The 15,978-nt window shown below is 63.7% G+C and carries 13 protein-coding genes; 1 reads left to right on the forward strand and 12 read right to left on the reverse strand.

What is annotated here, in order from left to right; translation table 11 throughout:
* Nucleotides 1-190: 190 nt before the first annotated feature.
* The 4 genes from THIVI_RS15240 to THIVI_RS15255 form a co-directional block, all read right to left on the reverse strand.
* Entirely contained in the window at nucleotides 191-532 is a 342-nt protein-coding gene (locus THIVI_RS15240; protein WP_014779435.1) for a hypothetical protein, read from the reverse strand.
* 161 nt (nucleotides 533-693) lie between these two features.
* The gene (locus THIVI_RS15245) at nucleotides 694-1,164 is read right to left on the reverse strand and encodes a clan AA aspartic protease (RefSeq protein WP_014779436.1); all 471 of its coding nucleotides are present in this window, start codon (nucleotides 1,162-1,164) and stop codon (nucleotides 694-696) included.
* A 189-nt stretch (nucleotides 1,165-1,353) separates the two neighbouring features.
* Nucleotides 1,354-4,056: a DEAD/DEAH box helicase family protein gene (locus THIVI_RS15250; RefSeq protein WP_014779437.1), complete on the reverse strand. Its 2,703-nt coding sequence runs from the start codon at nucleotides 4,054-4,056 to the stop codon at nucleotides 1,354-1,356.
* A complete protein-coding gene (locus THIVI_RS15255; RefSeq protein WP_014779438.1) occupies nucleotides 4,053-4,817 on the reverse strand; it encodes an RNA methyltransferase in 765 nt (254 codons plus the stop codon). The genes THIVI_RS15250 and THIVI_RS15255 overlap by 4 nt, the downstream gene beginning before the upstream one ends.
* A gap of 88 nt (nucleotides 4,818-4,905) precedes the next feature.
* Between THIVI_RS15255 and THIVI_RS15260 the strand changes: the two genes are divergently transcribed.
* The gene (locus tag THIVI_RS15260; protein ID WP_014779439.1) at nucleotides 4,906-5,703 is read left to right on the forward strand and encodes an inositol monophosphatase family protein; all 798 of its coding nucleotides are present in this window, start codon (nucleotides 4,906-4,908) and stop codon (nucleotides 5,701-5,703) included.
* Nucleotides 5,704-5,773: 70 nt separating this feature from the next.
* Here THIVI_RS15260 and THIVI_RS15265 read toward each other — a convergent pair whose 3' ends face one another.
* From THIVI_RS15265 to THIVI_RS15305, 8 genes are all read right to left on the reverse strand, one after another.
* Nucleotides 5,774-6,592 carry a flagellin N-terminal helical domain-containing protein gene (locus tag THIVI_RS15265; protein WP_014779440.1) on the reverse strand — a complete coding sequence of 273 codons (819 nt, stop codon included), beginning with the start codon at nucleotides 6,590-6,592 and terminating at the stop codon, nucleotides 5,774-5,776.
* A gap of 243 nt (nucleotides 6,593-6,835) precedes the next feature.
* Nucleotides 6,836-7,066 (reverse strand): hypothetical protein, encoded by a 231-nt coding sequence (locus THIVI_RS15275; RefSeq protein WP_014779441.1) that lies wholly within the window; start codon nucleotides 7,064-7,066, stop codon nucleotides 6,836-6,838.
* Nucleotides 7,050-7,391: a hypothetical protein gene (locus tag THIVI_RS15280; protein WP_014779442.1), complete on the reverse strand. Its 342-nt coding sequence runs from the start codon at nucleotides 7,389-7,391 to the stop codon at nucleotides 7,050-7,052. Before THIVI_RS15280 ends, THIVI_RS15275 begins: the two co-directional genes overlap by 17 nt.
* 23 nt (nucleotides 7,392-7,414) lie before the next feature.
* Nucleotides 7,415-7,861 carry a hypothetical protein gene (locus tag THIVI_RS15285; protein ID WP_169315580.1) on the reverse strand — a complete coding sequence of 149 codons (447 nt, stop codon included), beginning with the start codon at nucleotides 7,859-7,861 and terminating at the stop codon, nucleotides 7,415-7,417.
* Entirely contained in the window at nucleotides 7,858-11,226 is a 3,369-nt protein-coding gene (locus THIVI_RS15290) for an Eco57I restriction-modification methylase domain-containing protein (protein ID WP_014779444.1), read from the reverse strand. Before THIVI_RS15290 ends, THIVI_RS15285 begins: the two co-directional genes overlap by 4 nt.
* 318 nt (nucleotides 11,227-11,544) lie before the next feature.
* Nucleotides 11,545-13,383 (reverse strand): 2-succinyl-5-enolpyruvyl-6-hydroxy-3-cyclohexene-1-carboxylic-acid synthase, encoded by a 1,839-nt coding sequence (gene menD, locus THIVI_RS15295; RefSeq protein ID WP_014779445.1) that lies wholly within the window; start codon nucleotides 13,381-13,383, stop codon nucleotides 11,545-11,547.
* Between the two features lie 6 nt (nucleotides 13,384-13,389).
* On the reverse strand, nucleotides 13,390-14,778 hold the full coding sequence (locus tag THIVI_RS15300) for an isochorismate synthase (RefSeq protein WP_041447045.1): 1,389 nt from the start codon (nucleotides 14,776-14,778) through the stop codon (nucleotides 13,390-13,392).
* A 272-nt stretch (nucleotides 14,779-15,050) separates the two neighbouring features.
* Complete coding sequence (locus tag THIVI_RS15305) at nucleotides 15,051-15,971, reverse strand: alpha/beta fold hydrolase (protein WP_014779447.1); 921 nt, start codon at nucleotides 15,969-15,971, stop codon at nucleotides 15,051-15,053.
* Nucleotides 15,972-15,978: the final 7 nt, after the last annotated feature.

Genomic DNA, 15,978 nt, shown 5'->3' on the forward strand with positions numbered 1-15,978 from the left:
AGCTCATACCAGATTGCAGCCGTTCGTGGCGACGTGGCGACATTGAATCCGTTCGTGGTGAGCTTGTCGAACCATGAACGGATTCAATGTCAACCTCGGAGCGCGATTTTCCGTTCATCCTTCGACCCTTCGGCTCCGCTCAGGACTCAGGACGAACGGAAAATCGGTAAAATCTTCCCCGGAAATCACCTTAGCGGGCATTGGCCTCGTCCCGGGCGAATTGGAATCCGGTTAAATCCAGGCGGAATTCGCCGAGTGCGACGGGTTCGCTGTCGGCAATCAAGGTGCGCACATCCTTGCCAAGTTCCGCGAGCGCATCCCCTTCATCGAAAATGGGGCTCACGATATCGCCCAGCGTTTTTCCTTTCCCGGCAATCGCGGGATGCGACCGGCGGCGAGCGACGGTTGCCAATGGCTCGCCGTCATCGACCGTCAATACAATCGCCTCAACGCGATGGTTAACGAACGACTCTGGTAAATCGATCACCAATTGCCGACTCGTGACCTCAAAAAATTGCCGTTGGACTTGCATGGCGTGCTCCACGTTGAGTCTTCTCTTCTGGCTCCCACGCTCCAGCGTGGGAGCAAGGGCCGACGCTCCAGCGTCGCGTGACCGGACGGGCCGCTGGAACGACCCGCCGGCATTCCCACGCTGGAGCGTGGGAACGAGCGGGCAGTGCATGGAAACGCAGCCTATAAGTCATCGAGGCTGACATCGATAAAGGGACCGGCGGCGCGTTCGCGCACGAGCGCGGCATCCTCCAGATCCTGGATCGTCATCAATGATTTCGCCTTGCTGACCGCGAAATTGGGATTGGCCGGATTGACCATGACGGTCTGGCGTCCGGGATGGATCACCAGATCCATGTCCTCCATCGGAATGGCGCCGAGTAAAACCTCATTGCCCAGCACCATCGCGCCGGTGAGACAGCGGCGATTTTCAAAGCCCGCGAGAATTGGCCCCACATAGGGCCGCCGACGCGAGGAGCCATCCGCCGTTTCCACTTCCCGTTCCTCGTAAGTATCCAGGTCGAGTTGCAGGGCGATGTGTTCGGGAATGCAGAGATGAACCGCGCCCGTATCGACCAGGGCCTGGACGGTGAGCGGTTTGATGTCCGGTTTGCGAACATTGCTCAGGGTGATGCTGGTGTAGATCAAGCCCATGGTGCGATCCTCGTTTTAGGTGATTTCCGGGAAAGACTTTACCGATTTCCGTTCGTCCTGAGCTGGTCGAAGGACGAACGGAAATCGTGCTCCGAAGCCGACATTGCATCCGTTCATGGTTCGACCAGCTCACCACGAACGGATGCAATGTCATCGCGAACGTGGGTATAAACTTTTCCGGAAATCACCTTAGTCTTGGGCGACGAAGCGCCGGGTCTCTTCCAAGGCTTCCGCCGGCAAGACGTTCCCCGCGAAAATGACCCGGTAGGTCAGTCGCTCGGGGTCGATGTCGGTCAGTTGGCGCATGGCGACCGCCTTGCGGCCTTCCCGGCTCCGGGGTTGCTGGCCGGTGTCGGCTCTGGCGAGATCGGCGGCGATGTCGGCTCGATGTTGCTCGGATTTGACTTCCACCACCAGACATTTGCCATCCTTGCGCAGAATGACGAAATCCGGGGTGTAGCGATGCCAGCGGCCATCCTCGCCCAGATATTCGGCGTACAGATCGGTCTTGGAGGGGTCGGTCAATCCGCCGGTGAACCACACACCCTCGACGTTCTCCGCGTACTGCGCGATGACATTGAGCGCCTGTTCCAGATAGGCCGCTTCCGGTTCGGAATCGAAGTTGTAGCCTTCGTAATGGAACGATTTGTCCCGCGCGAAGCCTTGGTTCGGAAAGCTGTCCGCCATCCGGTAGAGGTGTTCGCGCGATTTCTCGAAGCTGATCCGGGCGGTATAAAAAGGCGTGCCGTCCGCGTCGGTGTGCCGCTGGAAGCCGTCGGGCTTGACCAGGGCCAGGGCGATTTCGACCTCCTGCCAGTCTTCCTCGTACTCGCGCCGTTGCGTTTCGATCTGTTGGGACAGGGCGTCCAGATGATGAACCGGAATCGTCGCCCCCGCGCCGTAGAGGGCGCGCAAGGCGGCCAGCAGTTCGGACATGGGCAGATGGTAATTGGCGGCCAGTCCACCGGCGGCGGAATAGAGATCGAGCGTGTCGGGTTCGGCGTGCAGCGCCTCGGTATCGATGCGGGTCAGTTGGCCGCGTCCGCCCACCTCGACGATAGACCAGGTGTCCAGTCGCCCGGCCAGCGGGGCGTCAATCTCGGGACGCTGAAACGCCAGGGGCGAGACACCGGAAGGGTCCGCGCGACGCCGAAACCGCAGCACGCGTTTCTTGATCGACAGGGGCGGTAGATCCGGCTTGTGCAGACGGATGTCTTTTTCGAGACGTTCGGCTTGCGTCGCGTTGAGATCGTTCAGCGTGGTGCCGTAGGTTTCGACGAGTTGCCGTTCGAGGATGGATTCATTTTCCCGCGACACATAGATGCGGGCCGGGGTAGCGTTGCCCGGAACCTGACGCAGACAGCGAGTCGCTGCTTGCAGGACGAAATTGTTGCTGCCTGTGAGCCGCCGCACCAGACCGCAGGCGAACAGGCTGGGGCAATTCCAACCCTCGGTGCCCATGTTCACCAACAGCACGATGCGGTGTTGGGCACTCGGATCATGGGCCAGACGGTAGAACTCGGCCTTGACCGTCTCCGCTGACTTGGCATCCACCGCCAGCAAGACCGCTGGAGCAATGGCGCGTTGGGCAAGCGTGGATTCGATGGCGGTTCGCAGTTCGTCGCGGGCCGCGACGGTCGGAAAATAGAGCGCCAGACGGGCCGGCGAGCCGTCCGGAAGTCGCGTCTCCCAATAAGTGTCGACGAAATCGGTCACGATCTTGGAAACCAATAGGGAACCGTGTTCGTCGTCCAGGCTGAAGACCTTGATGTTGCCGGCGACGTCCTTCAGTACGCCATCCTGGATGCCCTCCCCGAGTCCGTACCAGACCACGACATCGCGCAGGGGTTGCCGCTCGAAATAGGGCGTGCCCGTGGTGTTCACGACCACCACCAGGTTGGTTTCCTGAGCGAGATAATCCACCGTGCGGCGCACCTTCTTGATGCCCTGTTCCTTGAAAACCGGCTCGCCGCTATCGGGGTCTTTCTCCCATTTGCCCAACAGCTTCTGCCCATAGGTGTGGTGGGCCTCGTCGGAGAACACCGCCAGATGGGGCAGGCTGGCAATCTTTTGCAGCCGAAGGTTGGCGATTTCCTCGGCCTCTTCCGCCTTGGTATTGGCGAACAGCCGGAATTGCTGCCCGTTGCCGCGCACGGCCGGTTTCTGGATGCGGATCTTTTCGGTGTTGGTGACGATCAGGTTATAGGCGCTGCCGTCGATCACGCCGGAGAGTTCCTTGTCGCCATCGCGCGTAAAGGTCAGTTTCAGACTGGCGGCAAACAGCTTCTCGAAACGGGGCGGCAGGAGCTTGCCGAAGGGGATGTCCGAGATTTCGCGCAAGGATTCGATGATGGTTTTCCCTGGGGCGAAGATCAGGGCGTTTTGCACGAAGGGTCCGTCCGGATATTCCTGCGCCATGGCGAATTCGGTCGCGACGATGGCGCCGATCAGGATGGTTTTCCCGGCGCCCATCGCCAGGGCCAGGATGTAGGAGGGGTAATCGAGCGTCAGAGTCTCGCGCAAACTTTCCAGATGATTGGCGCGGACGAAGGCGTTATCGGTGCGGATGCGCGCGAATAGGACGTCGAAATCATAATCGGCATCCTCGAATGCCTTGGCCGAGAGTCCGAGTGCCTCGCGGCGCTCCGCTTTCTTGGGGAAACAGCGCGCGTACAGGTCCGGAATTTTCGGTGTGCCCTCGACCAGCCGGAGAAACCAATAGACTTCCAGCGCGCGGAATTGGGCCTTGCGCAGGTAGCGTAGATGGCCGGTTCGTTCGTCATCGATGGCATGGCCGAGGATTTCGGCGATGGCGGGATAGTCCGCGCACGGATAGCCTTCCGCGCGCCAGGCATCGACACGGGCGGCGATCAATTCGTGAAATAGGTTCATGACGACTCCCCTTCGTCGCGCGTGGCGCGCCCGGCGCGCTTGCGACCCTGGGCGGCGCTCAGAATCCCCCGCAAGATATTCATCTCGACACGATCCGGACGCGCCCGATTGAACAGCCGCCGCAGACGCCGCATCAGCTTGTGCGATTGCGCGGGATCGCCGAAACCGATCGCCAGCAGCGTTTCGGCCAGATGACCATGAAAGCCTTCCATCTCGTCCGCCGTCGCCAACTCGCGCGGCGGATCGAGGAGCCGCTCGCCGCGTTCCTCGCGCGCCACGCGGCGAATCTCGTAGGCCAACACCTGCGCCGCCGCGGCCAGATTCAGCGAACTGAAATCGGGATTGGTCGGGATGTGCACCAACGCATGACAACGCGCCAGTTCCACGTTCGAAAGCCCCGAACTCTCGCGCCCGAAGACCAGGGCGACATCGTCCTCGGCGGCCTCGTCGAGCAGTTGCCGCGCGCACGCCGAGGGCTCCAGCAGCGGCCATTCGATGGTGCGCAGACGGGCGCTCGCGCCGATCACCAGACGACAGCCGGCCAGCGCGTCGGGCAGGCTCGCATGGAGGCCGGCTCGCTCCAGCAGATCGTCCGCGCCCGAGGCGCGCGCCAACGCCTCCGCGTCCGGCGGATGCTTGGGTGCCACCAGTTCCAGGCGCGACAGACCCATGGTCTTCATCGCCCGCGCCACGGCGCCGATGTTGCCGGTATGGGTCGTCTCGACCAGCACGAAACGGATGCGCGCCAGCGATGCGGTCATTTGGTCTATCATGTCGGGCTAAATCTTCAGAAAATCGCGCTGTATCGTCAGCCTATGATACAGCGACTGCCCGGATATCCCGCAAACCATGCACCCAAGTCTAAACATTGCCATCCGCGCCGCCCGTAGTGCCGGCCGTCTGATCATGCGTTACTCGGATCGGCTCGAACAGCTCCAGGTCGAGTCGAAAAGCCGCAACGATTTCGTCAGCGATGTCGACCGCGCCGCCGAGGCGGCGATCATCCAGGAACTGCGCAATCGTTTCCCCGGCCACGCCATCCTCGCCGAGGAGAGCGGCGAGCAGGGCAGCGGCGACTTCCAGTGGATCATCGACCCGCTGGACGGCACCACCAATTATCTGCACGGCTTCCCGCAATTCTCGATCTCGATCGCGCTCAAGTATAAGGGGCAGCTCGAATGCGGCGTCGTCTACGACCCCACGCGCGAGGAACTTTTTACCGCCGCGCGCGGGCAGGGCGCCCAGCTCAACGACCGCAAGCTGCGCGTCGCCACCCGCCCGTCGCTCGAAGGCGCGCTGATCGGCACCGGCTTCCCCTTCCGCGATCAGCGCCACATCGACGCCTATCTCGGCATGTTCAAGGCCATGACCCTGGAGACCGCCGGATTGCGCCGCCCCGGTTCGGCCGCCCTGGATCTCGCCTATGTCGCCGCCGGGCGCACCGATGGGTTCTGGGAAATCGGCCTCTCGCCCTGGGACTGCGCCGCTGGCGCTCTGCTGATCCTGGAGGCCGGCGGCGCCGTCACCGACTTCGGCGGCGGCACCCGCTTCCTGGACACCGGCAACCTGATCGCCGGCAATCTCCGGATCCACCGCGCCATGCTTGATCTGCTGACGCCCTTCATGACCGAGCAACTGCGCGCGTGAGCGTCTCCAAATCGGCTTGGGATACCGAACTCCGGTTGAGGCACGCTCCGGGCCAAAGCCCGGAGCGGTCTCAAGCCAGTAACTGCGAGACGAACAGAGAGGAGATATTGTTGGCCTGACTGAGCATGGCAATGTTCGCCTGGCTCAGGATAAGGTTACGGCTTTGCTCCGCTGTCGCGCGGGCGTAGTCGGTATCCTGGATGCCGCTCTGGGCCGCCGCCACGTTGACGTTGCCCTGCTTCAACGCGCGAATGCTGGCTTCGAAGCGGTTCTGGGCGGCGCCAAACTCACCCTGTATCCCGCTGAGATAGTCTGTGATCTGGTCCGTCGTCTTGAGCGCGCTGGCGGCGCCGGCGGCGGTCGAAAGGTCGATGTCGTCGAGGCCAAAGGTCTTCATCTGTTCCTGAAGGTCGCGGGTATTAACGATCATGGCATCATTCGCCCTGGCGCTCGCCTGAATCCCAAGTTCGCCTTCCCGCGGGAGCAACTTAACCCCATTGAATGAGGTGCCTTCGATGGTCTGGGCGATCTGTTCCCGCAACGCGCTGACCTCGGTCTGAAGGTTGGCGCGATCCGAATCGGAGAGCGTGCCGTTCATGCTCTGGAGGCTCAGATCGCCGATCCGCTGTAGGTTTTCGCTGATTTGGCTGACCCCGGCCTCTGCCGTCTGCATCATCGAGATCCCATCGCTGAGATTGCGAACCCCCTGGGCGTCGCCGGTGAGTTGGGCGGCGAACTGAGAGATGAGCGCCAGTCCGGTGGCATCGTCGGCGGCGCCGTTAACCCGCTTGCCTGAAGCGAGGCGTTCCTGCGTCGTCTCCAGGGCACCCTGACTTCGGTTGAGGAGGCTCTGCGCGCCTAGCGCCATCTGATTGTTGATTCCCACCATCGCGGTCACCTTCCATCAATTGATTGACATAAAAAATTATAGGAGAAAGAGGTATCCATCGAAACGCACGATGCGCAGCGATTGCGGCAACGGCTGGGGGCGCTGGATCGAGACGACTTGGGACGAGGGCCGGATTCTGGGGTTTACGTTGTTGGCGTCGCGGTTTGACGTGTGAGGGTAGTGCCGTCCGTGGCGCGGACGGTTAATGCGCCTCGGTCAGTTCCAGCCGGTGTTTGTCAACACTCAAGCGGCCCTGCGTGGGCCGAGCAAGGAATCCGGGTCAAAGTCGCCAAGGCCGATCTCGGACAGTGGCACCTCCATCACTTCCGCCTGCGTTTTAACCACATCCAGAATGTCATAATAGGCCGCTTTCAGGCCGTGCTCGAACGGTTCATCGACCGCCTGCTCCGCAGCCGCCTTAGCTGTCCTGACGACCTCCTCCAAGAGGATTTGATAGTCAATTTGCGCGCTCATTTTTCCCGGCCAATAAAGCCGCCTCGTCCGCTGCCTGTTCGTAGACGGCGCGCAGATACTCCGGGAGCAGATGGGCGGGATAGGTCCGGTTGCGCAGCTTGCCGAGGTGCCACCACCAGTGGGCGAGCGGACGCGAGGCATCGTCCTCCAGCAGTCCCGGATTGATGTACTCGTTGACTTGAGTGGCCTCAATGACGATTTCGTCAAGCTCGCGCACATCTTGGGATTGCGCCACGGCTTCGCTCAAGGCTTCACGCGCCGCTCGCAGGCCAAGACCCTCGCCGTCGAGCGAGAATTGATACTCGGCGTATTCCTGATAGCGCATCAGCGGATCAAGTCGCTTAACGTCTATAAAGCCTCTCCAAAGTCGTCGTTCAAATTGGGATACAGACTGACGTGCGTCCCATCCGGGTCGAGAATCGCAATCCATCCCTCGCGGACTGAACGGACCTGATAACGCACGCCATGACTCCGGTAGACGTGGGCATGCGGGTCATTGAGCACGCGCGCAAACAGCGCATCGAAGGCGTCCAGGTCGGGAATTGGGCGCCCGTCGCGATAACTTCTCTGCATGTAGTGTAGCTCGCGACTATCCACCCGGCCGGGGTTCCGACGGGTCCGTCGGAGAAAGTCGGCGACTTCGGGCGTGTCCCGGTACGCGTCCAGACGCAGCAGCGTCCTCTCGATTTCTTTCTTGTTTCTGTTGAGGTTTTTCATCCGCCACTGGGAATGGTCGCGGGCATATCGCAAGGTCTCCCGCGCCGCCTCCTTCGCTGAATGCGGCTCTTCGCTCATCGCGCGCCCGGCATCCTCGGCGGCGCGGTGCGCCACAGCAGGTCGATCTCCTCGTCGGTGAGCTGGTATGCCTCAAGGACCAGATCGGACATCCGCCGTTCCAGGGCGCGCAGTTGGGCGGTACGGGCCTGCTCGGCGGTGGCGTAGTGACGATGGGTGTCGGTCAGCTCGGTGATGGTCTGCGGGGTGAGGCGGGGAGCGCCCTTGGGGCGGCGTTTGCGGACTGCGGCGGCGAACGCCTCGCCGGTCAGGTCGGCGAAGGTCTCCAGACGCTGACCGGGCTTGTCGACGCCGAGTTCCAGACGCAGCCAGGTCAGCAGTTCGCGGGATTTCTGCTGGGTGACGCGTGTCAGCTCCAGGGTGGCGGCGGCGTGCTCCTCGATTTCGCGGCGAAGCGCGGGGGGCGGGTCGGCGATCGGCAGGGTCTCCATGCGGAAACCGGCCGGGTTCAGTGCCTCGTCCTTCATGTGCGGCAGATAGCGCCAGTTGTGCCACCAGAGGAGCGGGGAGTTGAGGACGGCAAGCAGGTAGTGATCCGAGGTTGGCAACAGGAAGACCTTATTGTTGCCGTAGAGCGCACCATCGGAGAAGGCGTACTGGGGGTGGAACTGGATCTCTTGGTAAAGGATTTTCGGCCGCTCAAAACTCTCCCAATACTCGACGCTGTCCTGAATCTCGTACCAAGCATAGCGGCCCGGCTTCCTTCCAGACCAGTCACCATCCTTGGCCGCGTCCCAATCGCCCGGCCTTGGCTCAAGTCGCCCGCGGAAGCGTTCCAGATGCGCCCGGATCGACGGATAGGCATCGATCTCAAAACCACGACGCGCAAAGATCATCCACAACCCTTGCCATTCCGGCACCCAGCGACCAATGTCCTGCCCGCGCAGATACGGTTTGATCATCCCGGCGCAGCCGGGATCGTCGCAGATCAATCCGGCGCGGGTCGTCTCGTCGATCAGAAAGGCTTCGTTCAGTCCGGTCAAAACACCACGATACGGTTTGACTCCCACGAACTCGGCCAGCGGCACCCCGCGCTCGCACAGCCGGCCCATCAGGGTCTCGACATCGGGCGGTTCCAGGCTCCAGGGTTCGGCGCCGTAGCGCGACCAGGGGATCGGATAGCCGTGCTCATGGATATAGTTGTCCAGTGACAGCTCGGCCGGACGGTCGCGCGGGATCGGGCAGATCCGCACCAGGGATGGCTCCGACGCGGGCTCGGGGGCGCGGTGGCGGGCGACCAGGATACAGGGGAAGGTGTCGGCGTCCTCGAAGATGGGCGCGTGGCCGAAGTCCAGGATTTCTTCCAGCTCGGCGCGCGCGGCGAAGAGTCGGCGCAACGGCTCGCCATAACCGGCGCGCAGCCATTTGTTGGTGACGATGTCGCTCAATTTGCCCTGGGGGGCGAGTAGCTCCAGGCCGCGCTCGTAGAAATAGACATAGAGATCGGCAACCCCGTGATAGCTGGCGTAACGCGCGGCCAGATAGGGCTTGAGCGGGCCAAGTGATTCCTGGCGCACGTAAGGCGGATTGCCGACGACGATATCGAAGCCGCCCTGGGCCATGACCTCGGGAAAGGCGGCGTGCCAGTCGAAGGCGCGGGTGTCCGCCGGCAGGCTGGCGAAGGCGTCGACGAGGGCCAGTGGGGCGTCTGGCGGCGGCGGCTCCACCAGCGAATTGCCGCAGCGGATGTTGGCGTCGAGGTTGTTGAGCGGCTTGTCCTGACGCGCGGTCTTGAGCCAGAGACTGAGCTTGGTGATCTCGACCGACTCGGGATTGAGGTCCACGCCGAAGAGGTTGTCTTGCAGAATCTGGCGGTTCAGATCGAACAGCCCCAACTGCGCGGGCGTCCCTTGCAGTTCGGCGATGGCGCGGTTGACCCGCTCGTATTCGCCGATCAGAAAATCGAAGGCGGCGACCAGAAAGGCCCCGGAGCCGCACGCCAGATCCAGCACCTTGATCCGGCCCAGTACCTCAAGCAGATCGACCCAGACTTTCAGTCGGGTCTCGTTCGACAGCGGGCCGGGCTTGCCGGTGCGGTGACGGGTCTCGATCTCGGCGTGACGCTCGGCGAGCCAGCCACCGATGGTGCGCGACACCATGAAGCGGGTGATGGGCTCGGGGGTGTAGAAGATGCCGTCACGCTTGCGCCGCGAGCGCTGTTTATCCGCACTCTCGCCCCGGATCTCGGCGCGCAACGACTCCAGGTCGGTGATCGACTGCTCGAAAATGTGCCCGAGGATGTTGACGTTGAGATCGGTCTCGAAGTCGTAACCGGCGAGGGCCGCGATGCCATCCAGACCCGCGTCGGCCACTCGCAGGGCGTCGAGCACGGGATCCGCGGCGAAGAGTCCGCCGTTGTAGGCGTTGATGCGCAGGGGCGGATGGCCCTGGTCGACGGCGCGGAAGAGTCCGCACAACTGCTGCCAGCGCGAGACCTGGACGAAGCCCTCGCTCTTCGCCTCCAGGGCCTGCGTGAGCACCTTGGGCGGCAGGAGTCCGGTGTCCTCACAGACGCAGATGAAGAGACAGCGATCGAGGATCTTTTGGGTCAGCTCCAGGAGATGGACGCCATGCGCATCCGTCTCCCGGTCGACGGGCGGCGGGTTGTCACGGCGCAATTGATCGAAGAGATCGAGGCGCAGATCGCGATAGACGACATAAAACGCCTTACCGATGCGCTCCTCTTCGACATGGGTGTGGGTGGCCAGACGCTCGACCGCGCTCTCGCTGTCCGGCGTGGTTCCGAATAGGTTTTCGCGGCCAAGCAGGAACAGGAAGGTGCGCAGATGCTCGGGGTCGGCGAGCGCGCCCAGGTCGAAACGCTGACAATAGCCTTGGCCGCGATCGGTGCGATAAAGACGCAGCTCGATGAAGTTGCCGACCAGCACCCAGCGGCAGCCGTCGACCCTGGCGGCATAGCCGAACGCCTGCTCGACCGGGGTAAGCCGACCATAGCCCGCCGCCTGCCGGGCGTCCAGATCGGCGCCGGGGGATTTCAGTTCCAGCACCGCGCGGGTGCGCTCGATGACCGCGCCCGAACCCGTACCGGGGCCGTACCAGCCGAGACGGGCATCCGGCGGACGATAGCCCTTGACCGCCTTGGAGCTGGTCTCGGGTTCGAGATGGTGCAGCCCGTCGGCGCCGACGATCTGTCGATAGCCGAGTAGTCGGTCGATGACCTGGCTCAGGAACTGGCCTTGGAGCGGCTTTTCCTTTTGGCCGAGCAGCGCGCCCGTGCCGGCGCTCGCGGCCCAACTCGCGGCGATGTGGCGCTGCTCCGCGTCGAGGGCGGGCGTGAAACCGCGTTGCGCTTCATTCAGGAGTCGCCGGTTGAACAGCGGTTTGAAGTTGTCCGTGCTGGCCATTCGCGGCGGTGCTCCCATTCGTCGAGTGTTCCCAAATGAGTCGGTCTGTCCAGCCGGCTCGGCCCACTGCCATTAAGTTAAGGATTTTCCGTTCGCCCTGAGTCCTGAGCTTGTCGAAGGGTCGAAGCCTGTCATGAGATTGTCGAATGGGGCGGACGGAAAACCCTAAGCCTTTGAGTATTAAGCCGTTCATGGTTCGATGGCCTCGCCACGAACGGCTTCACTGAATGGCAGTGACGGTTGGCTGCGGTGCGCTCCGGGGGCTCCTCCGTGGGCTCCTATTAGATCGTTGCGGATCGACCAGGGCATCAGCTTTGCTTATTCAAACTCAAGACCTTGAATCGTCAGCGAGTTCCAGAACTCACGATGAACCGCCCGGCTGATCTCGCCATCGAGATAGACCTCGATCACGCCTGCCCCGCTTCCCGCGCCGCCGAGGGTCTCCGCCAGCGCCTCGCGAAATCCGGCCCCGTCGCTGACCGCGCGATGGGCGATCCCGAATGGACGCAGCAGTTCACCAAGCGGGAGTTCGACCGGCGTGCGCCAGAGTCGCTCGAAACCAGGCAGTCCCCGTTGCGGGAGATAGTCGAAGATTCGCCCGCCGCCGTTGTTCAGGACGATGCAGGGGCGGTCGAGTTGACGTAGCAGCAGCAGGCCGCTCAGGTCGTGCAGAAAGGAGAGATCCCCGAGCAATCCCGTCGTCGGGATGCCGCTGGCGTTCAGTCCGGCGAGCGTGGATGACTGACCGTCGATCCCGCTCGCGCCGCGATTGCCGAACACGCGCAGCGCCGTGTCGCGGCGGCCGGACCAGGTGTCCAGTTGCCGGATCGGCATGGAGTTGGCGCAGAACAGACCATCGCCCTCGGGCAGGGCGGCGAGCAAATCGGCGAGCAGATGGGGCTCGCACCAGGGGAACCGCGCGAGAGCGTCGGCGGCCAGAAGGTCCAGTTGGCGCTCGGCGGTTGTCCAGCGGGCGAGCCAATCCAGGGACGTGGGGCTCCCGCCTGGCGGATCGATCTCCGACGCGGCGAGCCAACGGCAGACGCTGGCGGCGTCCGCGCGAATCCGTAGCCGGACATCCTGCGTTGGATCGCTCCAACCCTGCCCCGGATCGACCAGGATGGTGGGGATGTCGGCCAGCCAACCGAGCAGGATTTTGGAGACGGGCGCGTGGCCAACGCGTAGTACCCAGTCGGGTTTCAGCGCCGCCGCCGCGTGGGGGTTGCGCAGCAGACTGTCGTAGCGGGCGATGCGATGTTCGGAGCCGGGGCCGAAGCGCAGTCCGGAGAGCGGATCGCAGAGCACGGGGACGGCCAGCCGCCTGGCGCAGGCCCAGAGCGCGTCGGCGAAGGCGGGCGGGCAGACGCCCGGTCCGCAGCAGATCAGGCCACGGCCGGAGAGCAGGGAGGCGAGGTCGGGAATTCCGGTGTTTTGCCCCTCGTTCCAGATGGCCTCGCGGTGCGAATGGGGCCGCTCCGAGCAGAATTGACTGGATGCTGGAGCATCCATGCTTGCTCCCACGCTGGAGCGTGGGAGCCAGAGTGGCCGAGTGTGCCGGAGGGTTGGCGTTGGCGCGGGCGCCGCCTCGCAATCCGCGGCAGGCACGAGCGGTTCGCGAAACGGCAGATTGAGATGCACCGGCCCCGGCCAGTTTCCCAAGCTCACCGCCGCCGCGCGAGCGCCCAGCGCGCGCATCATTTTGAGCGCGGCCGGCCCCTCTTCAGACGCGCCGGGGTCGTGGAATTCGCGCACGAAGCCGCCGAACAACCGGGTCTGATCGATGGTCTGGTTCGCCCCCCAGTCGCGCAGCTCGGGCGGGCGGTCGGCGGAGAGCAGGATCAGCGGGATGCCGGATTCGGACGCCTCGATGACGGCCGGAAACCAATGCGCGAGCGCGCTCCCGGAAGTGCACAGCAGGCCCACCGGTCGGCCCGAGACCCGCGCCAGGCCGAGTGCGAAAAAGGCGGCGCTGCGCTCGTCCAGGATCGGTGTCAGTTCCAGTTCGGGCTGGCGCTGGCCCGCCAGCACCAGCGGGGTGGAACGCGAGCCGGGCGAGAGCACCAGCCGCCGCATCCCGCCCGAGATCAGCCCGTCGAGCAGCGCGAGCGCCCAGCGCAGATTGCGGCAGCCTTGATCCGTCGTGTCTTCGCGGCTCATTGCAATTCAAGCGAACTGAAGCGCGGTCGACATGGCGGCGAGCTTGTGCTCGGTCTCTTCCCATTCGCTCATGGGATCCGAACCGGCGACAATTCCGGCCCCGGCGTAGAGGTCGGCGATCCGCTCGCTGATGCGCGCGCAGCGCAGCAGCACCCAGAGTTCGCCGGTCAGATCCGGCTCGACGATGCCGGCGGCGCCGGTGTACCAGCCGCGCTCCAGCGGTTCGCTCCGATCCAGCCAGTCGCGCGCTTCCTGACGCGGCTGTCCGTTGGTCGCCGGGGTGGGATGGAGCAACTCGGCGAGTCGAAAGACATCCACGTCTGGGTGTAACTCGCCCCGCACGATGCTCCGCAGATGCTGGACGTTGTTGAGTTGCAGAATTCGCGGGCCATCGGGCGGCTCCAGGGAGCGGCTGCATTGGCTCAACGCCTCGGTCACGGCCTCAACCACAACCTGATGCTCGCGCAGATTCTTTTCGCAGGTCCGCAGACCCCGGGTGATTTGCGCGTCGCGCTCGGCGTCCTCGGCGCGACAGGCGGTGCCGGCGATGGCGTCGGCCTCGATGCGGTCGCGGCGCTGGGTGAAGAGACGCTCGGGGGTCGCGGCGACGAAACTAGTCCGATGGCGACGGATGCTCACCACCTGGCAGGAGGGAAACAGATAGGTCAGGGCCGCGTTGAGCCGGGTTAGGTCGAAGCGTCGCTGGCCAGTCAGGCGCAGGCGGCGACAGAGAACGACTTTGCGCAGTCGCTCCTGGTCGATCTCGTCGAGCGCGGCGAACACCAGTTCGCGCCAATCCTCCTGATCGGGCGTGCTGAGGCCACGATCCAGGTGCGCCGGCGTGAGCGGGTCGAGCGCTGGCAGATCGAGCAATGGCACGATCTGGTCCAGTTGGTTCTGCCAGCGTGTTAGTAGGGAGTCGATCCCCATCGGTAGCGCGGTGGTGAGGATGAGCGCGGCCTGTCCATCGTGCGAGCAGAGCGCCAGTTCCGGCAGCCAGAAGATGGCGTTCGGCAGTTCCGCTAGCCCCGCGTTCGGCGATTCGTTGGGCGAGGCGGCAAAGCCCAGCATCCCGAAGCCCAGAAAGCCGGTTTCGTCCGGATCCATGTGCTGCCAGTTGGCCGCGACGCCCTTGGCCGCCGCGCGCAGAATCCGCAAGCGGTCCGGACCCCGCGCCCGCCACTCGCCGGCGATGCCGTAGCCGGCGCGCAGGTCGCCGCGATGGTTGTGCGCGAAATGGAACTGCGGTCCCGCCAGATCGGGCGCGATACCGAGCCCGTGGGGGAGTTCGAGGATCAGCGAGGCATAGCCGCCCGGTTGTCCGAGGGGCAGGGTGCCGATCGTTTCGTGGAGGCGAGCCTTGAGCTGCTCCAGAACTTTGAGCGGTGCGAGCATGACGGGATCGTGAAGACAGGAAGTCGTGGGCCGGGGCATGGATGCTCTGCATCACTGCCATTAAGTTAAGGATTTTCCGTTCGCCCCATTCGACAAGCTCATGACAGGCTTCGACACACTCAGGGCGAACGGAAAATTCTGGGCGCCATTAAGTTAAGCCGTTCATGGTTCGACCCTTCGACGGGCTCAGGACTCACCACGAACGGCTTAACTTAATGGCAGTGATGCTCTGCATCCATGCCGTGATGCGCGCGGACGCGATCAGGTCGCGCTCAGTCGGTCTTGAGCGTCGACCAGAAGCGGTCGATGGCGGCGGCGGTTTCGGCGGGTTTCTCCCATTGGGGCATGCCACGGGTGGGTGTGAGCTGTTCAGCCCGCCAGCCCGGATGACGGCTCAGAAAGCCCGGCAATTCGTGGAAGTCGATGTTCGGATCCTTGTCGTAGACCACCAGAACCGGCTGGGTCAGTTTACCGTACAGGGTATCACCCGCCTTGGGGGTGAAAAGTTGACCGGACAGGAAATACAGCGGGGCATACTTGGCGCCCGGCTGGTGCGTGGTCGCATGAGCGTAGTCGACGAGTCCGGGCGGGATGGCGCCCTTGAACACCTGATTGTAAAAATATTTGATGCTGGGGCGCGTGGTGAGCAGGCCGAACAGCCCGTCATTGATCACCGGCACGCTCAACGCCTTGTGAGCACGCTCGGCCGCCTTGCCGGTCGGAAGTCCGCGGATGTTGAATCCAGTGGGCGACAGCAGGGCCAGACTGGCCACCAGTTCGGGTTTCATCAGGGTCGCGCGGGCGGCAAACTCGCAGCCGAGCGAAAACGCGATCAGATCGGCCGTGGACTTGACGATCGTCTCCAGGAATTCGGCGATGACGCCGGCGAACAACTCGGGCGAATAGCGCCGGTTGCTGCGGTCGGAGTGTCCGAAGCCGGGAAGATCCAGCGCGAACACCGGACGCTGCGAGCGATAGTGCTCGAACAGCGGCTTCATCTCGAAGGCGCTCGGCGCGGCGTTGATGCTGTGAATCAGGACCAGCGGACGGCCGGTGGCGGATGTGTCGGCGTAATAGTGAATCCGCCCGCCAAGCCGCGAGACATAATCGTGACGGGAGGCGTCGATGGCGGCGGGAAGCGACGGGTTGCGGGTCGTGGCGGTGCTGCCAGCGCGGGCGATAGCGGAGTCCATGTGCGAA

The sequence above is a fragment of the Thiocystis violascens DSM 198 genome, from assembly GCF_000227745.2.
Classification (GTDB): domain Bacteria; phylum Pseudomonadota; class Gammaproteobacteria; order Chromatiales; family Chromatiaceae; genus Chromatium; species Chromatium violascens.

What these genes read in the sequence shown, in the direction of transcription:
- THIVI_RS15260 (WP_014779439.1), top strand. Translation starts at nt 4,906, where the DNA reads ATGCACCCAAGTCTAAACATTGCCATCCGCGCCGCCCGTAGTGCCGGC.
- THIVI_RS15305 (WP_014779447.1), bottom strand. Translation starts at nt 15,971, where the DNA reads ATGGACTCCGCTATCGCCCGCGCTGGCAGCACCGCCACGACCCGCAAC.
- THIVI_RS15265 (WP_014779440.1), bottom strand. Translation starts at nt 6,592, where the DNA reads ATGGTGGGAATCAACAATCAGATGGCGCTAGGCGCGCAGAGCCTCCTC.
- THIVI_RS15285 (WP_169315580.1), bottom strand. Translation starts at nt 7,861, where the DNA reads ATGAGCGAAGAGCCGCATTCAGCGAAGGAGGCGGCGCGGGAGACCTTG.
- menD (WP_014779445.1), bottom strand. Translation starts at nt 13,383, where the DNA reads ATGAGCCGCGAAGACACGACGGATCAAGGCTGCCGCAATCTGCGCTGG.
- THIVI_RS15290 (WP_014779444.1), bottom strand. Translation starts at nt 11,226, where the DNA reads ATGGCCAGCACGGACAACTTCAAACCGCTGTTCAACCGGCGACTCCTG.
- THIVI_RS15240 (WP_014779435.1), bottom strand. Translation starts at nt 532, where the DNA reads ATGCAAGTCCAACGGCAATTTTTTGAGGTCACGAGTCGGCAATTGGTG.
- THIVI_RS15250 (WP_014779437.1), bottom strand. Translation starts at nt 4,056, where the DNA reads ATGAACCTATTTCACGAATTGATCGCCGCCCGTGTCGATGCCTGGCGC.
- THIVI_RS15275 (WP_014779441.1), bottom strand. Translation starts at nt 7,066, where the DNA reads ATGAGCGCGCAAATTGACTATCAAATCCTCTTGGAGGAGGTCGTCAGG.
- THIVI_RS15245 (WP_014779436.1), bottom strand. Translation starts at nt 1,164, where the DNA reads ATGGGCTTGATCTACACCAGCATCACCCTGAGCAATGTTCGCAAACCG.
- THIVI_RS15300 (WP_041447045.1), bottom strand. Translation starts at nt 14,778, where the DNA reads ATGCTCGCACCGCTCAAAGTTCTGGAGCAGCTCAAGGCTCGCCTCCAC.
- THIVI_RS15255 (WP_014779438.1), bottom strand. Translation starts at nt 4,817, where the DNA reads ATGACCGCATCGCTGGCGCGCATCCGTTTCGTGCTGGTCGAGACGACC.
- THIVI_RS15280 (WP_014779442.1), bottom strand. Translation starts at nt 7,391, where the DNA reads ATGCGCTATCAGGAATACGCCGAGTATCAATTCTCGCTCGACGGCGAG.